The sequence below is a fragment of the Streptomyces sp. BI87 genome (assembly GCF_025957665.1).
In the GTDB taxonomy this organism is placed as follows: domain Bacteria; phylum Actinomycetota; class Actinomycetes; order Streptomycetales; family Streptomycetaceae; genus Streptomyces; species Streptomyces albidoflavus.
Map to the genome: position 1 here is coordinate 2,592,874 of NZ_CP110079.1, position 17,709 is coordinate 2,610,582.

The window sequence follows — 17,709 nt, forward strand, 5'->3', positions numbered from 1 at the left end:
AGCTTGTATATGACGTTACCCCGCGAGGAAAGTCTCCGGCGCCCTCTCCCGTGTGCCCTCGGCCACACGGGGCCACACGTGCCGGCGGCCCGGGGCCCGAGTTGCCGCCCCGGCGCGGCGGGAAAAGCATGGAGTGGTGAGTGCCGACGCCGCGTACCTGCGCTTCCCCGACCTCCACGAGGACCGCCTCTGCTTCGTCGCCGAGGACGACCTGTGGCTGGCCGACCTGCCCGGAGCCGGGCAGGCGGCGCCGGGCCGGGCGTGGCGGATGACCGCCGACCGCACCCGCCTGGGCCTGCCCCGCTTCTCGCCGGACGGCAGCCAGGTCGCGTACACCTCCTGGCGCAGCCTCGACCCGGAGATCCACCTGACCCCGACCGGTGGCGGCCCGGTCCGCCGCCTCACCTACTGGGGGAACCAGGACACCCGGGTGCGCGGCTGGTACCCGCCGGGCCACGAGTCGGTCGGCGAGATCATCGCCGTCTCCTCGCACGGCCAGCCCTTCTCCTACGTCACCTGGGCGTACAGCCTGCTCACCGACGGCTCCCCGGGCAGCAAACTCCCCTGGGGCCCGGTCACCGACCTGACCGTCGGCCTGGTGGACGGCACGTACCGCACCCTGCTGCTGACCGCGACGCCGCCGCACGAACCGGCGTACTGGAAGCGGTACCGGGGCGGCGCGCAGGGGCGGCTGTGGCTGCACGGGGAGCGGCTCCTGCCCGGTCTGGACGGGCACCTGGAGTCGCCGATGATCGTGGACGGCCGCATCGCCTTCCTCTCCGACCACGAGGGCATCGGCAACCTCTACTCCTGCGCGCCGGACGGCACCGACCTGCGCCGCCACACCGACCACGACGCCTTCTACGCCCGCACCGCCTCCAGCGACGGGCACCGCGTCGTCTACCAGTGCGCGGGCGACCTGTGGATCGTCGAGGACCTCTCCCCCGGCTCCGTCCCGCGCCGCCTCGACGTACGCCTCGGCGGGCCGCGCACCGGGCGGCGGCCCTACCAGGTCCCGGCCGCGCAGAACGTCCGCGGCATCTCGGTGGACGCCACCGGCCGGGCCAGCGCCGTCAACGTCCGCGGCAGCCTCTACTGGCTGACCCACCGCGACGGCCCCGCCCGCACCATCGCCGACGCCCCCGGGGTACGGACCCGGCTGCCGGAGATGCTCGGCGCGGGCGGCACCGTCGCCTACGTCACCGACGCGGGCGGCGACGACGCCGTGGAGATCGCCTACCTGCCGCGCGCCACCGGCGGACGGCCCAAGCGGCGCCTGGCGGGCGGACGGCTCGGCCACGTCCTGGAGCTCGTCGCCGACCCGGCGGGCGAGCGGATCGCGCTCGCCTCGAACGACGGGCGGCTGCTGATCCTGGACGCCACCGACCCGGTCGGCGACACCGTGCTGGCCCCGGCGCCCGAGGGGGAGCGCGCCCCGGAGGCCGAGGTGGTCATCGAGGACGAGGCGCCGCTGACCGAACTGGTCCGGTCGCTCAACGGGCCCGTCCGCGACCTGGCCTTCTCCCCCGACGGCCACTGGCTGACCTGGTCGCACCCGGGCATCGGGCGCTCCCTGCGGCAGATCAGGATGGCCCGGGTCACCGACGCCGACCCGCAGATCGTGGACGTCACCGACGGCCGCTTCGAGGACGAGAGCCCGGTCTTCACCCGCGACGGCCGCTACCTGGCCTTCCTCTCCTGGCGCGGCTTCGACCCGGTCTACGACGTGCACACCGGCGACCTCTCCTTCCCGCTCGGCTCCCGCCCGTACCTCGTCCCGCTCTCCTCGGCGACGCCCTCACCGTTCGCGCTCCTCCCCGACGGGCGCCCGGCGGCCGGCGGCATGGACCCCTCGGACGCGGACCCGGAGGACGGCGCCGCCATGGTCGAGGTGGAGGGGCTGGCGAGCCGGGTGACGCCGTTCCCGGTGGCCGCCTCCAAGTACTCCTCGCTCTGCCCGGTGGCGGGCGGCGGGGTGGTCTGGCTGCGCTGGCCGATCTCCGGGGCGCTCGGCGAGACCTTCGCCAACCCGGCCGACACCTCCGACCGCCCCACCCTGGAGCACTTCGACATCGTCCGCGGCCGGCGCACCGAACTCGTCCGCCACCTCGACTCGTTCGCCCCCAGCGGCGACGGCACCCGGCTGGTGGTGCTGGACGAGGGCGCGCTGCGCGCCATGCCCGCCACCGAGCAGGGCGACGACGACACCTCGGTCTGGCTCGACCTGCGCCGCATCCTGCACGAGGTCGACCCGCCCGCCGAGTGGCGCCAGGCGTACGCGGAGGCCGGGCGGCTGACCCGGGACTACTTCTGGGACCCCGACATGTGCGGCGTCGACTGGCCGGGCGTCCTCGACCAGTACCGGCCGCTGGTGGAGCGGGTGGCGACCCCGGACGAGTTCGCCGACCTGCTCCGCGAGGTCCTGGGCGAACTCGGCACCTCGCACGCCTACGTCTCCCCGGCCCGCCGCAACGAGGGCCCGCCGCACTACCAGCGCGCCCAGGGCCTGCTCGGCGCCAACCTGGTCCGCGTCGGCGACCAGTGGGTGCTGCGGCGCATCCTGCCCGGCGACTCCTCCGACACCAAGGCACGCTCCCCGCTGGCCGGCACCGGCATCCGCGAGGGCGCCGCCCTCACCCACGTCGACGGGCGCCCGGTCGACCCGGTGACCGGGCCCTACCCGCTCCTCGCGGGCGCCGGGGGCACCACCGTCGAGCTGACCTTCCGGGCGGCCGAGGGCGGCCGTTCGCGCCGGGTCGCCGTGGTGCCGCTGGTCGACGAGCGGCCGCTGCGGTACCAGGACTGGGTGGCCCGGCGCCGGCAGGTGGTCCGCGAGCTGTCCGGCGGGCGGTGCGGCTACCTGCACATCCCGGACCTGGGCGGCTCGGGGTGGGCCCAGTTCAACCGCGACGTGCGCATGGAGGTCTCCCGCCCCTCGCTCATCGTCGACGTGCGCGGCAACGCCGGCGGGCACATCAGCGAGCTGGTCATCGAGAAGCTGACCCGCACCATCCTCGGCTGGGACCTGACCCGTGACGCGCAGCCCGTCTCGTACACCTCCAACGCCCCGCGCGGCCCGATCGTCGCGGTGGCCGACGAGGCGACCTCCTCCGACGGCGACATGATCACCGCCGCCATCAAGCTGCTGAAGCTGGGCCCGGTGGTCGGCTCGCGGACCTGGGGCGGCGTCGTCGGCATCACCGGGCGCCACCGGCTCGGCGACGGCACGCTCATCACGGTGCCGATGAACGCGGCCTGGTTCGAGGCGTACGGCTGGGGGATCGAGAACCACGGGGTCGAGCCGGACCTGGAGGCGGTGCGCACGCCGCTGGACTGGGCCGAGGGGCACCACGCGGTCCTGGACGACGCGGTCCGCCTCGCCCTGGAGCTGCTGGAGCGGGAGCCCGCGAAGAACCCGCCCGACCACTCCGGCGTCCCGGACCTGTCCCGGCCGCCGCTGCCGCCGAGGCCGCAGGACGGGTGACGGGCGGCGGGGGATGCGGGCGGCAGGCGGACGTGCGAGGCTGGAAGGTGTTCAGCTATGCCCCGAATGTCCCCTTGGGAGGACTCGCCATGGGCCTCATGGACCAGTTCAGGAACAAGGCCGAGCGCCTCGCCGACCAGGCGAAGGAGAAGATGGCCGCCTCGAAGGAGAACGCCTCGAAGGAGGCCGGCCGGCACGACTCCGGCCGCCCGCACGGCAGGCACGGCCGCTCCCACGAGGGCCACGAAGGCCATCCGAAGCGCGGCCACCACCACAACCAGTGACGCCGCCCCCGTCGACGCACACGCCGGGCCCGGTCCTCCCAACGGACCGGGCCCGGCGCTGTCCGGGAGGGGCCGCTCAGCCCGCCCGGTGCTTCTCGTCGGCCGCGCCGCCCGAGCCGACCAGGCCGGTGGAGACCTGGCTGAGCCGGGGCGCGAACCGCTTGATCTCCCGCTTGCCGACGGTGGCGATGATCCCCGGCAGGTAGCCCCGGATCGACTGCATCCCGCGCAGCCACGGCTGGGCGTACACCTTGGCGGACCGGCGCTCGATCCCCGCCACGATCCGGTCGACCGCCGGCGGCAGCGGGTACGTCTTGTTGGCCGGCCACGGCAGCCGCTGCCGCAGCTCGCGCATGACGTCGTCCTGATCGGCGCCGCGCACCATGTCGGTGTCGGTCCAGCTCAGATAGCCGACCCCGACCTTCACCCCGTGGTACGCCACCTCGGCCCGCAGACAGTTGGCGTACGCCTCGACACCCGACTTGGAGGCGCAGTACGCCGACATCATCGGAGCGGGGGTGATGGCGGCGAGCGAGGCGATCTGGAGGAGGTAGCCGCGGCTCTCCTTCAGTACGGGCAGGAAGGCCCGGGCGGTGACGGCGGAGCCGACGAGGTTGACCTCGATCACCCGGCGCCAGGCGACCGGGTCGGACTCCTCGAAGGGGCCGCCGACCGCGACACCGGCGTTGGCGACCACGATGTCGATCTTGCCGAACCGGGCCTTGACCTCCCGTGCGACCTGCGCGAGCGCCTCGTGGTCGGTGACGTCGGCGTACCACCAGTCGGCGTCCGAGGGCAGCCGTCCGGCCACCGCCTTCAGCTCGTCCGGCTCCAGGCCGACCAGCGCCACCTTGGCGCCGCGCTCCGACAGCTTGCGGGCCAGCAGTTCGCCGACGCCGCGGGCGGCGCCGGTGACGACGGCGACCTGTCCCTCCAGGCTGACCTTGCTCATGCCCCCTCCTTCACCTGAATGTTGCCGGTAGTGATGTACGTGGCGGCCAGCTCGCGGATGCGGGCGGTGACGGCCTCGGGCGCCTCGATGGGCGTCATGTGGCCCTGGCCGGTGAGTTCGGTCAGCCCCAGCGGGTGGGGCAGCGCCTCGGCGAGCGCGCGGGCGTGCGCCGGCGGGGTGAGCCGGTCGTGGGTGCCGACGAGCACGGCGGCCGGCATGGTCAGCGCCCGCACCCCGGTCCGCAGGTCCAGCGTCTCCAGCACCTTCGACCAGCCGATCCGGGCCCGGCGCGGGCAGGCGTGCACGATCCGGGCGCAGGCGTCCACCCGGTCCGGTGCCGAACCGGGGCCCATCGTCCCGTACTTGAGGATCTTGCGGGACAGGGCGGTGACCGGGCCGAGCGGGGCGCGGGCGCCCAGCACCTTGGCGGTCAGCCAGGTCCTGGCCTTCCCCGGCTTCATCGGCAGCACGGTGGCCCCGGCGACCAGGTCGGCGGGGCCGGTGGAGCAGAGCAGCACGGCGGCGGCGCGCTCGCGGAAGCCGGGCCGGTCGGCGGCGGCCATGATCGTCATGCCGCCCATCGAGTGCCCGGCGAAGACGGCCTGTTCGCCGGGGGCGAGGGTGGCGGCGGTGACCGCTTCGAGGTCGTCGGCGAGGGCCCGGGTCGAGTACGCGGCATAGGTGGCCGGGACCGGGCTGGCGCCGTGGCCGCGCTGGTCGTAGGCGATGACGCGGTGGTCGCGGGCGAGGTCGGCGATCTGCGCGGCCCAGAAGCGGGTGGAGCAGGTCCAGCCGTGGGAGAGCACGATCGCGGGGGCGCCCTCGGCGCCGTGCACCTCGACGTGGAGGCGCGACCCGTCGGCGGAGACGGCGGTCAGCTCCCGGTAGGGGACGGCCGCGGGGCGGGGGCTCACGCGCTCACCCCGGCCTTCTCGCCGCGCGGGCCCTTGCCGTCGGCGGCCGTGGGGGCGGGACGCAGCACCTCGTACTCGGAGAGGTCGACGCGGCGGGTGGCGTTGCGGAACTCGGTGGTGGTGCCGGGCCAGACGGTGGTGTTGCGGCCGTTGGCGTCCAGGTACCAGCTGTTGCAGCCGCCGGTGGCCCAGACGGTGCGCTCCATGCGCTCCTGGACCTTCTCGTTCCAGGCAGTGACGGCCGAGTCGCGGGCGTCCAGGGCCGCCTTGCCGCCGAGCACGTCGAGCTGGCGCAGGTAGTCGGCCATGTAGTTGAGCTGGGACTCGATCATCAGGATCATCGAGGAGTTCCCGAGCCCGGTGTTGGGGCCGATGATCGTCATCCAGTTGGGGAACCCGGCGGCGGTGGCCCCGCGCAGCGAGTTCATGCCGTCCTTCCAGGTGGCGGCAAGGGTCTCGCCCTGGTCGCCGACGACGCGTTCGGCGATCGGCATGTCGGTGACGTGGAAGCCGGTGCCGAAGATGATCGCGTCGACCTCGGCCTCGCTGCCGTCGGCGCCGACGAGGGTGTTGCCCCGGATCTCGCTGAGGCCGGAGGCGACCAGGTCGACGTTGGGCTGGGCGAGCGCCGGGTAGTACGTGTTCGACAGCAGGATGCGCTTGCAGCCGATGCGGTAGTCCGGGGTGAGCTTGGCGCGCAGCGCCGGGTCCTTGATGGCGCGGGCGAGGTTCCGCTTGGCCAGGGTCTCCACCGCGCCCAGTTCGCCGGGCCGCTTGGTGAAGGCCTGCACCTGGAGTTCGCGGATGCCCCAGAGGATGCCGCGCCGCGCGGTGGCGGTGACGGGCAGCTTCCGGTGCAGCCAGCGCTCGGCGCCGGTCACCTTGCGGTCCATCCTGGGCATGACCCACGGGGGCGTCCGCTGGAAGAGCGTGAGCTTGCCGACCTCGGGCTGGATGGCGGGCACGATCTGGATGGCGGAGGCGCCGGTGCCGATCATGGCGACGCGCTTGCCGCGCAGGTCGTAGTCGTGGTCCCAGCGGGCCGAGTGGAAGATCTTGCCGGGGAAGGTGTCGATCCCGGGCACGTCCGGCAGCTTGGGGTCGGAGAGCGGCCCGGTCGCGGAGACCACCACGTCGGCGGTGAGGGTGCCCTGGCTGGTCTCGACCTCCCAGATCAGCCGCTCGGTGTCCCACCGCATCATTTCGACCTCGTGGTCGAAGCGGATGTGCGGGCGCAGCCCGAAGGTGTCGGTGACCTGCTCCAGGTAGGCGCGGATGTGCTTCTGGCCCGAGAAGGTGCGCGGCCATTCGGCGTTGGGCGCGAAGGAGAACGAGTACAGGTGCGAGGGGACGTCGCAGGCGCACCCCGGGTAGCTGTTGTCCCGCCAGGTGCCGCCGACGGAGCCGGAGCGCTCCAGCACGACGAAGTCGGTGATGCCCTCGCGGCGCAGCCGGACGGCGGCGCCGAGTCCGCCGAAGCCGGTACCGATGACGACCACCTTGACGTGCTCGCCGCGTTCCGTCCGCTGTTCCTTGCTCTTCCCTGCCATGGCTTCGCCTCCCGCAACTTCTGCCATCGCGCCAGCAATCACTGGCATGATTGGGAGAGTAGGGCAGCGGCATACCGATGGGTAGGGGTACGACGGAGGAAAGTTACCGGCGGTACGGCATAGGGTTCCGGCGTGGACGACCAAGGAGAGCGCGAGTACCGGACCGCCGAGCTGGCCAAGGCGGCCGGCATCACCGTGCGCACCCTGCGCTTCTACCGCGAGCGCAAACTCCTGCCGCCACCGCGCCGCGAGGGCCGCATCGCCTGGTACGACCACCACCATCTGGCCCGGCTGCGCACCATCACGGCGCTGCTGGAGCGCGGTCACACCCTCGGCGGCATCACCGAGCTGATGAACGCCTTCGAGGAGGGCCAGGACGTCGGCTCCCTGCTCGGCGTCACCCCGACCGAGGAGACCCCGGTCCGCCTCTCCCCCGAGGAACTGGCCGACGTCTTCGCCGGCGAGGTCACCACGGAGAACTTCGCCGAGGCACTCAAACTCGGCTACCTCGCCACCGACGGCGACGAGATCGTCCACATCAGCCGCCGCCTGCTCGACGTCTCGGTCGCCCTGATCCGCGAGGGCGTCCCGCTGGCCGCCGTCCTGGAGGCCGGCTCCCGCGTCCGCGTCCACGCCGAGGCCCTCGCCTCGCTCTTCCTGGACACCATGTCCACCCACGCCCCCGCCGCCGACCTCGACCGGCTCCGCCCGCTGGCCAAGAGCGTGGTCGAGGCCGAACTCTCCCTGGCGATGGACCGCCACATCGCCGCCCTGCGCGAGCCGGGTGCGAAGCCGGGCGAGGACGCGTAGCGAGGGCGCCCGCTCACCCGCGGACGCCCGCCGCCCTCACCCGTAGACGACCGTCACCGGCGCGTGGTCCGACCACCGCTCCTCGTGGGTCGCGGCCCGCTCCACCTGGCCCTTGACGGCGCGGGCGGCGAGGCCAGGGGTGGCCACGTGCAGATCGATGCGCCAGCCGGAGTCGTTGTCGAAGGCGCGCCCCCGGTACGACCACCACGAGTACGGGCCCGCCTGGTCCGGGTGGAGGGCGCGCATCACGTCCGCGTAGCCGGCCTCGGCGTAGACCCGGTCGAGCCAGGCGCGCTCCTCGGGGAGGAAGCCGGAGGACTTGCGGTTGGCCTTCCAGTTCTTCAGATCGGCCTCCTGGTGGGCGATGTTCCAGTCGCCGCACACCACGACCTCACGGCCGTCCGCCGCCGCCTTCGCCCGCAGCTCCTTCAGGTACTCCAGGAACTCGGCCATGAACCGTTCCTTCTCGTCCTGCCGCTCGGTGCCGACCTCGCCGGAGGGCAGGTAGAGGCTGGCCACGGTCACGCCGGGCAGGTCCGCCTCGACGTACCGCCCGCTCGTGTCGAACTCGGCGCTGCCGAAGCCGATCCGCACCCGCTCCGGCGCGCGCCGCGTGAGCAACGCCACTCCGGCCCTGCCCTTGGCGGCGGCGGGCGCGAGGACGACGTGCCACCCCTGGGGCGCCCGGACGGCCTCGGGGAGCTGGGACTCCTCGGCGCGGACCTCCTGAAGGCAGACGACGTCGGCGTCGGTGGCGGCGAGCCACTCGACATAGCCCTTCTTGGCGGCGGCGCGGAGGCCGTTTACATTCGCAGTGGTGACGGTGAGCATCCCGGAACCCTACCCAGGGGGTCTGACATTCCGGGCTCCCCGCACCCCGAGCCTCCCCCGCATAGAAGTACGCTGATCCGCATGACCATGCACACCCTGCGTCCGGTCGCCTTCGACCACCCCGACGCCGTCAAGCTCAACGACGAGGTCCAGCTCGAGTACGCCGAGCGGTACGGCGACGACGGCGACGCCACCTGGCTCGACCCGGGCATGTTCGCCCCGCCGCGCGGCCTGTACCTGCTCGCCTACGACGAGCGGGACCGCCCGGTGGCCTCCGGCGGCTGGCGCTCCCAGGACGCCAACGAGGAGGCGTACTCCGACGGCGACGCCGAGCTGAAGCGCATGTTCGTCATCCGCGAGGCGCGCGGCCACGGCCTGGCCCGGCGCATCCTCGCGGCCCTGGAGGAGGACGCGCGGGCCGCCGGGCGCACCCGCATGGTCCTGGAGACCGGCACCAAACAGCCGGAGGCGATCAACCTCTACGCCTCCAGCGGCTACACCCCGTGCGCCAAGTTCGGCCTGTACCGCTTCGACGAACTGAGCCGCTGCTACGCCAAGCCGCTGACCCCGGCCGCCGCGACGACGAGCCCGCTGCCGGCCGGGACCACGGTCTGACCTGGGCGGTGCCCGCTCAGCCCAGCCCCGTGACGAACCCCACCAGCGCCCGCCCGGTCTCCTCCGGCTGTTCCAGGTGGGGCAGGTGCCCGGCGCCGGGGATCACGGTGAGGGTGGCGTGCGGGACCAGGCGGCGGATCGCCTCGGCGTCCGCGACCGTGGTGAACGCGTCGTCGGCGCCGACCACGATCAGCACGGGCTCGCTCACTCCGGCCAGCGTCGCCTCGTAGTCCTCGCGGTCGGCCCGGCCGCGCAGGGCGGCGGCGGCGCCCTCGGGGTCGGTGGCGCGCATCATGCGGAGCACGTGCGCGGTCGCCTCCGGCTTCGCCCCGACGTTGTACGACGCGACCATCTTCCCGACGACCTCGTCCGCGTAGCCGCCCATCCCCTCCGCGAGCAGCCGCTCGGCCAGCGCGAGGCGCCCGGCGCGGCCCTCCTCGGTCTCGGCCGGGTAGGAGGTGTCGGCCAGCACCAGGGCGCGCACCCGCTCCGGGTACAGGCGGCGGATCTCCATGGTGATCTGGCCGCCCATGGAGACCCCGCCGACCACGGCCTGTCCGATCCCCAGCCGGTCGAGCAGCGCCACCACGTCACCGGCGAAGACCGGGAACGGCGTCCGCCCCGGCACCACCTGGCTCTCCCCGTACCCCCGCAGGTCCGGCAGGACCACCCGGCAGCCGGCCCCGGCCAGCCGCTGGGCCTGCGCCCGCCACAGGCTCCGGTCGAAGGGATGCCCGTGCACCAGCACCACCGGCACCCCGCCCTCCGGGCCCCACTCCTCGTACGCCAGCTGCACACCGTCGACCTCGTAAGTCCCCATGGGGGCAGCGTAGATGAGGCGGCTGCTACCCGGCGGCGCCGTCGAGCAGGCGGTGGTGGCGCAGGCGCAGGGCGCGTTCGGTGGCGGCGGCGAGACTGGTCGCGGCCACCGCCGCGTTGCCCCACCAGTCCAGCCGTACCGGGGAGGTGAAGGTGCCGAGGTGCCGGGCGACCGGCTGCGCCTCCGTCACCGTCCCGGCGGTCTGGAGGAGCAGGAGGACCAGAGCCACCCCGAGCACGGCGGCCGACAGCCACCCCACACCCCGGCTGAGCGCGGGGTGCCTCCGGTCGAACCGGGCCCGGCGGCCCTCGGCGGAGGCCGGATCGGGGGTGAGCTGCTGCTCGCTGCCGCCGTCGGTCACGTAGTGGCAGCGCTTCAGCCCGAAGCCGCTCATCGCCACCTCGACGTGGCCGCCCGGGACGGGGAGGACGGCGGGCAGCCGGCACCGCGCCCGGCGCCGGCCCTCGCGGTACAGGTCGGCCCTGACCTCGCCGGACGACTGGTTCTGCCCGTGCCGCACGTCGACGGAGTACACCGCCACCGTGCCGTCCGCCTCGGTCAGCCGGAGGTGGAGCAGCGCCCGGAAGGGCAGCTGCCACCAGCGGAATCGCCCCAGGGCCCGCCCGTCACCTGGCTCCACCCGGCGCAGGGCCTTGCGCCGCCGCCGTTCCCCGAACATCGGTGGCTTCCTCTCACTCGGCGGGTTCGGCCGCGCAGGCGAGGTCCCGCGCGGGCCGCTGCCCGGTGGTCAGGTACGTGGTCACGGCGTCGTTGGCGCACGTGTTGACGCCGAACGGGTAGACCCCGTGGCCGCCCTGGTCGGCGGTGACCAGCACGGCCCGGTCGCCGAGGGCCCGCCGCAGCTCCCTCGCCCCGGCGAGCGGGGTGCCCGGGTCGCGCTCGTTCTGGACGAGGAGGATGTTCGATGGACCCTGGTCGTCGACGCGCACGGGCTCCTTGACCCAGGAGCGCGGCCAGTAGGCGCAGGGCCCGATGTTGGCCGTGGACCCGCCGAGCAGGGGGTACCGCCGGCTGTCGGCCCGCACGTCACGCTGGTACTCCCGGATCGTGCGCGGCCACGGGGAGTCGCCGCAGATCACCGCGAACCGCGCGGACATGAGTGCCTCCAGGCCGGGGAAGGGCGGCTGTTCCGGCACCGGCCCGCCGGTGTCGAGCGCCTGCCAGATCTCCGCCAGCTCCGGCATGTTGGCGTCGACGTAGAGCCGGTCGAAGGTGATCCCCCGGAAGGCCGCCGCGTCCCACCCCTGGACCGGCTCCCGCTCCAGCCGCCGGGCCAGCTCCTGGTACGTCGCCCGCACCTGCCGCGGGGTGGTGCCGAGCCCGTACTCGGGACGGGCGGCGACGTACGCCGCGAAGTCCGGGAAGCGGTCCTCCAGCCCCCGGCCGAACAGCCGCATGGCCTGGTGGTCGTACCCACCGGGCCCCAGAGCGCTGTCGAGCACGATCCGGTCCCCGCGCCCCGGGAAGAGCGAGGCGTAGGCGGTACCGAGCTGCGTGCCGTAGGAGGCGCCGAGGTACGAGACGCGCTCCTCGCCGAGGGCCGCCCTGATCCGGTCCATGTCGCGGGCGACGTCGGCGGTGCCGATGTGCGGCAGCAGCGGCGCCGACGGGGAGGCGGCGCACCGCTCGGCGATCTGCCGGGCACGGCCCGCCTCGCGGACGACGTCGCCCGGGGTGTCCGCCCAGGCCGGGAAGTTGCCCCGGCCCTGCTGCTCCTGGGTCAGCCCGCAGCTCACCGGGGTGCTGCGGCCCACCCCGCGCGGGTCGAAGCCGATGAGGTCGTAGGCGTCACGCACCTCCTGCGGCAGGCCGGAGGCGGCGAGGACGGCCGGGTAACCGAGCCCGCCGACGCCCGGGCCGCCCGGGTTGGTCAGCAGCACCCCCCGGCGCCGCTCGGGCTTCTCGCTCGCCAGCCGGGAGACGGCGATCTCGATCTGCCGCCCGCCGGGATCGGCGTAGTCCAGCGGAACGTCGAGCGTCGCGCACTCCAGCGGCGGCAACTCGGGCACTTCCGCGCCCTTGGCGCCCTTGCTGTCCTTCGCCGTTTCCGCCGGTTTCTGCTGTTCCTCGGCGCACGGTTTCCACCGCAGGGTCTCCGGGGTCCGGGCCGCCGCGGCTCCGGGTACGGCGGTCAGCGTGGCCGCCGTGGCGGAGAGGGCGAGGGCGAGCGTGGTGATTCTGCGCAGGGGCATCGGGACCTCCTGGGGGCGAGGAATCGGTCAGGGCTACCCGACGAGCGTGGCCGCAGGGCCCCGCCCCGCACATCGGCCGACGGGCCCGGACCACCCCCGACCCGGGTCGGGACGCGGCTACGACTTCGGTCGAGTGCGGCCCCTCCCCAAGGAGGCTGTGCGGGCCGGGCGGGCTCGCCACAATGGCCGCATGGTGACGACGTCCTCCGAGGCCGCACCCCGCCACGAGGGCCTGCGGCAGAGCTGGCGGCTGCTGGCGGCAGCGGCGCTGGGCATCCCGTTCTGGGTCCTGACCGCGGGCCAGCTGCCGCGCGGCCACGTCACCGACGGCGGGTACTGGTTCGTGGTGGGCGATCCGCTGGTGGCGCTGGGCTGCCTGGTCGCGCTGGTCTGGCGGCGCCGGTACCCGCTGCCGGTGGCCCTGGTGGTGGTCCTCGCGTCGGCCGCCTCGACGCTCGCCGCCGGCGCCGCCTTCCTCGCCCTCGCCTCGATCGCCGCCCATCGCCGCACGGCGTGGACCGCCACGGTCACGGCGGCGTACGTGGCGGCCGCCCAGTACAACATCGACCTCTACCCGATCCGCCTCGCGCCCCCGCCGCCCTGGCTCCCCCTCCTGCTCACGGCGGCGTGCGCGGGCATCGCGGTCGCCGTGGGGCTGGCCGTCGGCGCCCGCCGCGCCGAGGTCGCCTCGCTGCGGGAGCGGGCCCGGAGCGCGGAGCGCGAGCAGAGCGCGCGGGCCGCCCAGGCGCGCGCCCAGGAACGCACCCGGATCGCCCGAGAGATGCACGACGTGCTCGCCCACCGGATCTCGCGGGTCGCCCTGCACGCCGGGGTGCTGGACCACCGCGGCGACCTCACCGCCGAGGAGAACCGCGTCCTGGTCCGCTCCATCGTGGACAGTTCCCACCAGGCCCTGGAGGAACTCCGCGACGTCCTCGGCGTCCTCCGCTCCGACCCGGACCGCCCCGAACCCCCGCAGCCCTCCCTGGAGCTGATCCCCCGACTGGTGGCCGAGGCCCGGGCCGCCGGCCTCGACGCCACCCTGGCCGGCACCGTCTCGGGGGACCCGCCCGACACGGTCGGCCGCACCTGCTACCGCGTCGCCCAGGAGGGGCTGGCCAACGCCGCCAAACACGCCCCCGGCTCCCGCGTCCACGTCACCGTCGAGGGCGCCCCGGGCGACGGCTTGCGCGTCACGGTCCGCAACTCCCCCGCCGCCACCGCCCACACCGCCGCCCTCCCCCGCTCCGGCTACGGCCTCCTCGGCCTCACCGAACGCGTCACCCTCGCGGGCGGCGAACTGCTCCACCGCCCCACCCCGGACGGCGGCCACCTCCTCACCGCACGACTACCCTGGCCGGACCACCGGGGGAAGAGGGCATGAGTTGGCCGGCCACGAGGAACAGACCACGCCGCCGATCCGCGTCCTGGTCGTCGACGACGACCAACTGGTCCGCCTCGCCCTGCGCCTGGTCATCGACAGCGAACCGGACCTGGCCGTCGTCGCCGAGGCCACCGACGGCGACACCGCCCTCACCGAGGCGGAACTGCACCGCCCGGACGTGGTCCTGATGGACGTACGGATGCCGGGCCGCGACGGCCTCGACGCCACCCGGGAGCTCCTCATCCGCCCCTCGCCTCCCGCCGTCCTCATGCTCACCACCTTCGACGCCGACGACCTGGTCCTCGGCGCCCTGCGCGCGGGCGCCCTCGGTTTCGTCCTCAAGGACACCCCGCCGGCCCGTATCGCCGAGGCGGTCCGCACCGTCGCGGCCGGCGAGCCCGTCCTCTCCCCCTCGGTCACCGCCCGCGTCATCGCCGCCGCCACCGGCCCGCACTCCTCCGGCGCCCGCACCGCCGCCCGCGAGGCCGCCCGCCGCCGCCTCGCCACCCTCACCGACCGGGAACGCGACACCGCCCACGCCATCGCCGAGGGCCTCTCCAACCCCGAGATCGCCGCCCGCCTCCACATCTCCGTAGCCACCGTCAAGGCCCACACCACCGCCCTCTTCACCAAACTGTCCGTCGCCAACCGCGTCCAACTCGCCCTCCTGGTACGGGACGCGGAGGACTGACGGGCCTGCACCGCGGAGCAGTGAGCGCCACCGCACCCGGACTCACCAGGCACGCACCACCTGCGATCGCCGCCCGCCCGCTCACCGGCCCTCCCCCACCACCTGGTCCCGGAACCGCCGAGAACCGTGCCCGCCGGACACTCCCCCCGGCGTGATCAGATCCCCCGCCGAGCAGTCGAACACCTTGCACCCGAGCGCCCCGGCCAGCTCGAAAACCGGGGTCAGCACGTCGTCACCCGCTCCCCGGAGGTGGAGCATCATCGATTCCACCGGATCGTCCGCACCGATGCTCAGCTCGATGGACCAGGTGGGCCCGGAGAGCACGCCCCAGGCCGGGTCCGACAGGTCGGCCTCGGGGAGCACTCGGGCAACCGTCGCGAGGACGTCATGGCGCGAGCCGAGCGGCGCCGGCACGTAGTCATGAGCCGTCCGGGACACCGAGGTGACCTCGCCAGGCAGACGGACCAGCAGAACGTCCCAGCTCATCGGAACAGCCCCGGCTGCTCATCGGCCGGCTGCGGCAGCAGCGCGTTCTCCAGCCGCCGCACCTCCGCGACCCAGCGTTCGCCGCCCGACTCGGCCCACAGCTCGTACAGCTCGGAGGGCTCCGTCAGCACGCGGCCGAGGGCATCGACGGCGAGCCCGCGCAGACCGGTGAGGTCCGGAAGCGGTTCGTCCGGCCCGTACGCGGAAGCGGCGGGCTCGCCTCCGGGGCACTGTGCGGCGACGAGGGCGGCCGCGGCCACCGCGCGTTGCGCCTCGCACGCGTCGAGCTCCACGCCGTCCGGTATGTCGACCGCGCGCACGAGAGCGGTGCGTACGGCCTGCTCCCGGAACGGCACCTCTTCGTACTGCTGGGCCAGAGCCTCGGCGTCCTTCCCGTAGCCCATGGTTCCCGTCGGTCGAGTCATGTCCCCAGAGCCTCCTCGGGCGAAGTGGCGGTCCCCGTGCGCCAGGCTTGACGGGAGCCAGGGGCAAGCTGCCACACCCCTCTGACACACGTGATGCCTGGGGACAGCGAAAAGCCCCTCCCAGGAAACCCTGGAAGGGGCTCTTACTTGCGTGGACCTGAGGGGATTCGAACCCCTGACCCCCTCGATGCGAACGAGGTGCGCTACCGGACTGCGCCACAGGCCCTTGCAACGGGTGAAACTTTAGCACCCCGACCGGGGTGGTCGGTAATCCGATCGCTGGTGGCCGGGGGTGGGGGTCATTCGTTGGCGGCGCGGGGGCGGTCGCCCTCGTCGTACTGGTCGAAGAGGGGGGTGCGGCCGCGTTCGCGGGAGCGGCGGGCGGAGGCGGCGCGGCGGGCCGGGGCGGCTTCGGCGGGCTCCTCGGGGGGCTCGCCCGCGGGGGCCTCGCCGCCGGCGGTGTCCGGGGCGGCGCTGGAGCGGGCGGAGCTCCAGGTGTCGGGGGCGCCGAGGTCGACGGGCGGGGTGGCGCGGGGGGCGACGGGAGCCGTGACGTAGGTGGGGAGCGGGACGGGGACGGGGTCCCAGCTCTCGCCGTCGGCGGGGCGGCGGCGGGCGCGCTGCTGGTCGACCCATTCGGCGTGGTCGGTCTGCTCGACCAGCGCCCTGCGGTCGGCGGCCAGCGCGGTGCGCTCCGGGTCGGGGGCGGGGGCGGGCTCCTCGGCCTCGTCGGCGCGCTCGGTGGTGTGGCGCTGGGTGCGGCCCCGTTCGCGCAGGTGCTGGGCGGCGGCCTCGGCCTGGCGGCGGTCCATCGCGTAGACGAAGCGGCGGCGTTCCTGGCGGCGCAGGTAGGCGATGTAGGCGCTGAGCAGGATCGCGGGGACGGTGGGGGCCCAGAGGAGGGCGAGGCCGCCGACGGCGGCGGCGACCGCGCCGAGGGTGAAGGCGAGGAAGAGCAGCATCGTGGTGCGGCGGCGGCGCGCGAGGACTTTGGAGCGGCGGGCGCGCGCGGTGTCGCCGGGCGCGGCGGGGCGGCGGGCGGGGGCCTGCTGCGGTTGGGGGCGCTCCTCCTGCGGTTCCGGCTCGGGCGGCCGGGGCGCGGTGCGGCGCGGCGGCGCGGGTTCCTCGCGCACCGGGGGCATGGCGAAGGACCGGACGTCGACCGAACCGGTCGCGGTGTCCGGGGCGCGGGTCGCGCCGTCGGCCGGTTCACCCTCGCCGGAGGGCTCGCCGGTGCCGGCGGCGGCCTGGGCGGCCTCCTTGGCGTAGCGCCGCTCCATTCCCGCGCGTCCGGACAGGAGCCGGATGGCGGTGCTGAAGCGTTCCGTCGGCCGGGCTTCGTTCAGCTCGTCCTGCCGGCGGAGCCACATGGGCACCAAGTAGGCGGCCCAGGCCCCCACGATGACTGCGTAAATGAGGCCGCTGCTGCTCACAACTCACACGGTAGAGGGGTTTCGTTGGGGCCATCCGCCAATTGGGCCGGTGTGTCGCACGATCCGGCTGATATCTCCAGAGTTTTTTCCTACAGATGTGACCGAACGATTGCGCTCCGCGACTGCCGGGTGATCGATCCCTAAAGAATTCGAACGCTTATTCGTATTCTCGGGATCATGGCCGTGGTGTGCGGTTTTGGCGGGCGCGGGCGGCTTCCCGGGTCAGGCGGTGGGGTGCGGCCGTGCGCGGCGCCAGCGGCGCAGGACTCCGTCGGGCACTTCCTCGGCCGTGAGGGCGAATACGAGGTGGTCGCGCCAGGCTCCGTCGATATGCAGATAGCGCGGGCGCAGCCCTTCCTCACGGAATCCGAGTTTCTCCACGACGCGGCGGCTCGGGCCGTTCTCGGGGCGGATGCAGACCTCGATCCGGTGGAGTCCGAGGCCGCGGAAACAGTGGTCGGCGGCGGCGGCGACGGCGGTCGGCATCACGCCCCGGCCGGCCACCTCCTGGTCGACCCAGTAGCCGATGTGGGCCGAGCACATCGACCCCCAGGTGATCCCGGCGACGGTGAGCTGCCCGACGAGGCGGCCCCGGTACTCGATGACGAAGGGCATCATGCGGCCCGCCCCGGCCTCCTTGTGGAGGTGGCGCACCATCTGACGGTAGGTCGGGCGGTGGATGACGGGGCCGACGGGGGTGGGCGGCGGAATGGTGGCTTCCCAGGGGCGCAGCCAGTCGCGGTTGCGGCGGTTGACCTCGCGCCAGGCGCGCTGGTCGCGCATCCGGATCGGCCGGAGCAGGACGTCCCCCTCGCGG

The 17,709-nt window shown here is 74.2% G+C and carries 17 protein-coding genes and 1 tRNA gene; 6 read left to right on the forward strand and 12 right to left on the reverse strand.

Annotated features, from left to right (window positions below):
* The first annotated feature begins 133 nt into the window (after window positions 1-133).
* Together OIM89_RS11145 and OIM89_RS11150 are read left to right on the forward strand one after the other, a co-directional pair.
* A complete protein-coding gene (locus OIM89_RS11145; RefSeq protein ID WP_264491209.1) occupies window positions 134-3,484 on the forward strand; it encodes a S41 family peptidase in 3,351 nt (1,116 codons plus the stop codon).
* A 98-nt stretch (window positions 3,485-3,582) separates the two neighbouring features.
* Window positions 3,583-3,768, forward strand: a complete 186-nt coding sequence (locus OIM89_RS11150) for a hypothetical protein (RefSeq protein WP_234344671.1) — start codon at window positions 3,583-3,585, stop codon at window positions 3,766-3,768.
* A gap of 76 nt (window positions 3,769-3,844) precedes the next feature.
* Here the strand turns inward: OIM89_RS11150 and OIM89_RS11155 are convergent, their stop codons facing one another.
* The 3 genes from OIM89_RS11155 to OIM89_RS11165 are packed head-to-tail and all read right to left on the reverse strand — an operon-like array spanning window position 3,845 to window position 7,184.
* Entirely contained in the window at window positions 3,845-4,720 is an 876-nt protein-coding gene (locus tag OIM89_RS11155; RefSeq protein ID WP_030698640.1) for an SDR family oxidoreductase, read from the reverse strand.
* Window positions 4,717-5,634, reverse strand: a complete 918-nt coding sequence (locus OIM89_RS11160; protein WP_031178314.1) for an alpha/beta fold hydrolase — start codon at window positions 5,632-5,634, stop codon at window positions 4,717-4,719. Before OIM89_RS11160 ends, OIM89_RS11155 begins: the two co-directional genes overlap by 4 nt.
* Entirely contained in the window at window positions 5,631-7,184 is a 1,554-nt protein-coding gene (locus tag OIM89_RS11165) for a flavin-containing monooxygenase (protein ID WP_030698638.1), read from the reverse strand. The genes OIM89_RS11160 and OIM89_RS11165 overlap by 4 nt, the downstream gene beginning before the upstream one ends.
* Before the next feature lie 132 nt (window positions 7,185-7,316).
* On the opposite strand from OIM89_RS11165, the gene OIM89_RS11170 reads away from it, so the two are divergent.
* Window positions 7,317-7,994 (forward strand): MerR family transcriptional regulator, encoded by a 678-nt coding sequence (locus OIM89_RS11170; protein ID WP_030698637.1) that lies wholly within the window; start codon window positions 7,317-7,319, stop codon window positions 7,992-7,994.
* Between the two features lie 36 nt (window positions 7,995-8,030).
* On the opposite strand, the gene OIM89_RS11175 is transcribed toward OIM89_RS11170, so the two are convergent.
* The gene (locus tag OIM89_RS11175) at window positions 8,031-8,825 is read right to left on the reverse strand and encodes an exodeoxyribonuclease III (RefSeq protein WP_030698636.1); all 795 of its coding nucleotides are present in this window, start codon (window positions 8,823-8,825) and stop codon (window positions 8,031-8,033) included.
* A gap of 81 nt (window positions 8,826-8,906) precedes the next feature.
* Between OIM89_RS11175 and OIM89_RS11180 the strand changes: the two genes are divergently transcribed.
* Complete coding sequence (locus OIM89_RS11180; RefSeq protein ID WP_030698635.1) at window positions 8,907-9,440, forward strand: GNAT family N-acetyltransferase; 534 nt, start codon at window positions 8,907-8,909, stop codon at window positions 9,438-9,440.
* Between the two features lie 16 nt (window positions 9,441-9,456).
* Here the strand turns inward: OIM89_RS11180 and OIM89_RS11185 are convergent, their stop codons facing one another.
* Genes OIM89_RS11185 through OIM89_RS11195 form a run of 3 tightly spaced genes read right to left on the reverse strand, consistent with a single transcriptional unit; the run spans window position 9,457 to window position 12,473 of the window.
* Window positions 9,457-10,260, reverse strand: coding sequence for an alpha/beta fold hydrolase (locus OIM89_RS11185; RefSeq protein WP_264491210.1), 804 nt, complete (start codon window positions 10,258-10,260; stop codon window positions 9,457-9,459).
* A 25-nt stretch (window positions 10,261-10,285) separates the two neighbouring features.
* Window positions 10,286-10,939: a hypothetical protein gene (locus tag OIM89_RS11190; RefSeq protein ID WP_030698633.1), complete on the reverse strand. Its 654-nt coding sequence runs from the start codon at window positions 10,937-10,939 to the stop codon at window positions 10,286-10,288.
* A gap of 13 nt (window positions 10,940-10,952) precedes the next feature.
* Window positions 10,953-12,473, reverse strand: coding sequence for an alpha/beta hydrolase (locus OIM89_RS11195; protein ID WP_264491211.1), 1,521 nt, complete (start codon window positions 12,471-12,473; stop codon window positions 10,953-10,955).
* Between the two features lie 190 nt (window positions 12,474-12,663).
* On the opposite strand from OIM89_RS11195, the gene OIM89_RS11200 reads away from it, so the two are divergent.
* Together OIM89_RS11200 and OIM89_RS11205 are read left to right on the forward strand one after the other, a co-directional pair.
* Complete coding sequence (locus tag OIM89_RS11200; RefSeq protein WP_264491212.1) at window positions 12,664-13,857, forward strand: sensor histidine kinase; 1,194 nt, start codon at window positions 12,664-12,666, stop codon at window positions 13,855-13,857.
* A gap of 1 nt (window position 13,858) precedes the next feature.
* The gene (locus OIM89_RS11205; protein WP_247860368.1) at window positions 13,859-14,548 is read left to right on the forward strand and encodes a response regulator transcription factor; all 690 of its coding nucleotides are present in this window, start codon (window positions 13,859-13,861) and stop codon (window positions 14,546-14,548) included.
* Window positions 14,549-14,629: 81 nt separating this feature from the next.
* Here OIM89_RS11205 and OIM89_RS11210 read toward each other — a convergent pair whose 3' ends face one another.
* From OIM89_RS11210 to OIM89_RS11230, 5 genes are all read right to left on the reverse strand, one after another.
* Entirely contained in the window at window positions 14,630-15,034 is a 405-nt protein-coding gene (locus OIM89_RS11210; protein WP_030698629.1) for a hypothetical protein, read from the reverse strand.
* Window positions 15,031-15,459, reverse strand: coding sequence for a DUF4259 domain-containing protein (locus tag OIM89_RS11215; protein WP_151168370.1), 429 nt, complete (start codon window positions 15,457-15,459; stop codon window positions 15,031-15,033). Before OIM89_RS11215 ends, OIM89_RS11210 begins: the two co-directional genes overlap by 4 nt.
* A 152-nt stretch (window positions 15,460-15,611) precedes the next feature.
* Window positions 15,612-15,685, reverse strand: a tRNA-Ala gene (locus OIM89_RS11220).
* 73 nt (window positions 15,686-15,758) lie between these two features.
* Window positions 15,759-16,892 (reverse strand): gephyrin-like molybdotransferase receptor GlpR, encoded by a 1,134-nt coding sequence (gene glpR / locus OIM89_RS11225; protein ID WP_264491213.1) that lies wholly within the window; start codon window positions 16,890-16,892, stop codon window positions 15,759-15,761.
* 222 nt (window positions 16,893-17,114) lie between these two features.
* Window positions 17,115-17,693, reverse strand: a complete 579-nt coding sequence (locus OIM89_RS11230; protein WP_257380585.1) for a GNAT family N-acetyltransferase — start codon at window positions 17,691-17,693, stop codon at window positions 17,115-17,117.
* Window positions 17,694-17,709: the final 16 nt, after the last annotated feature.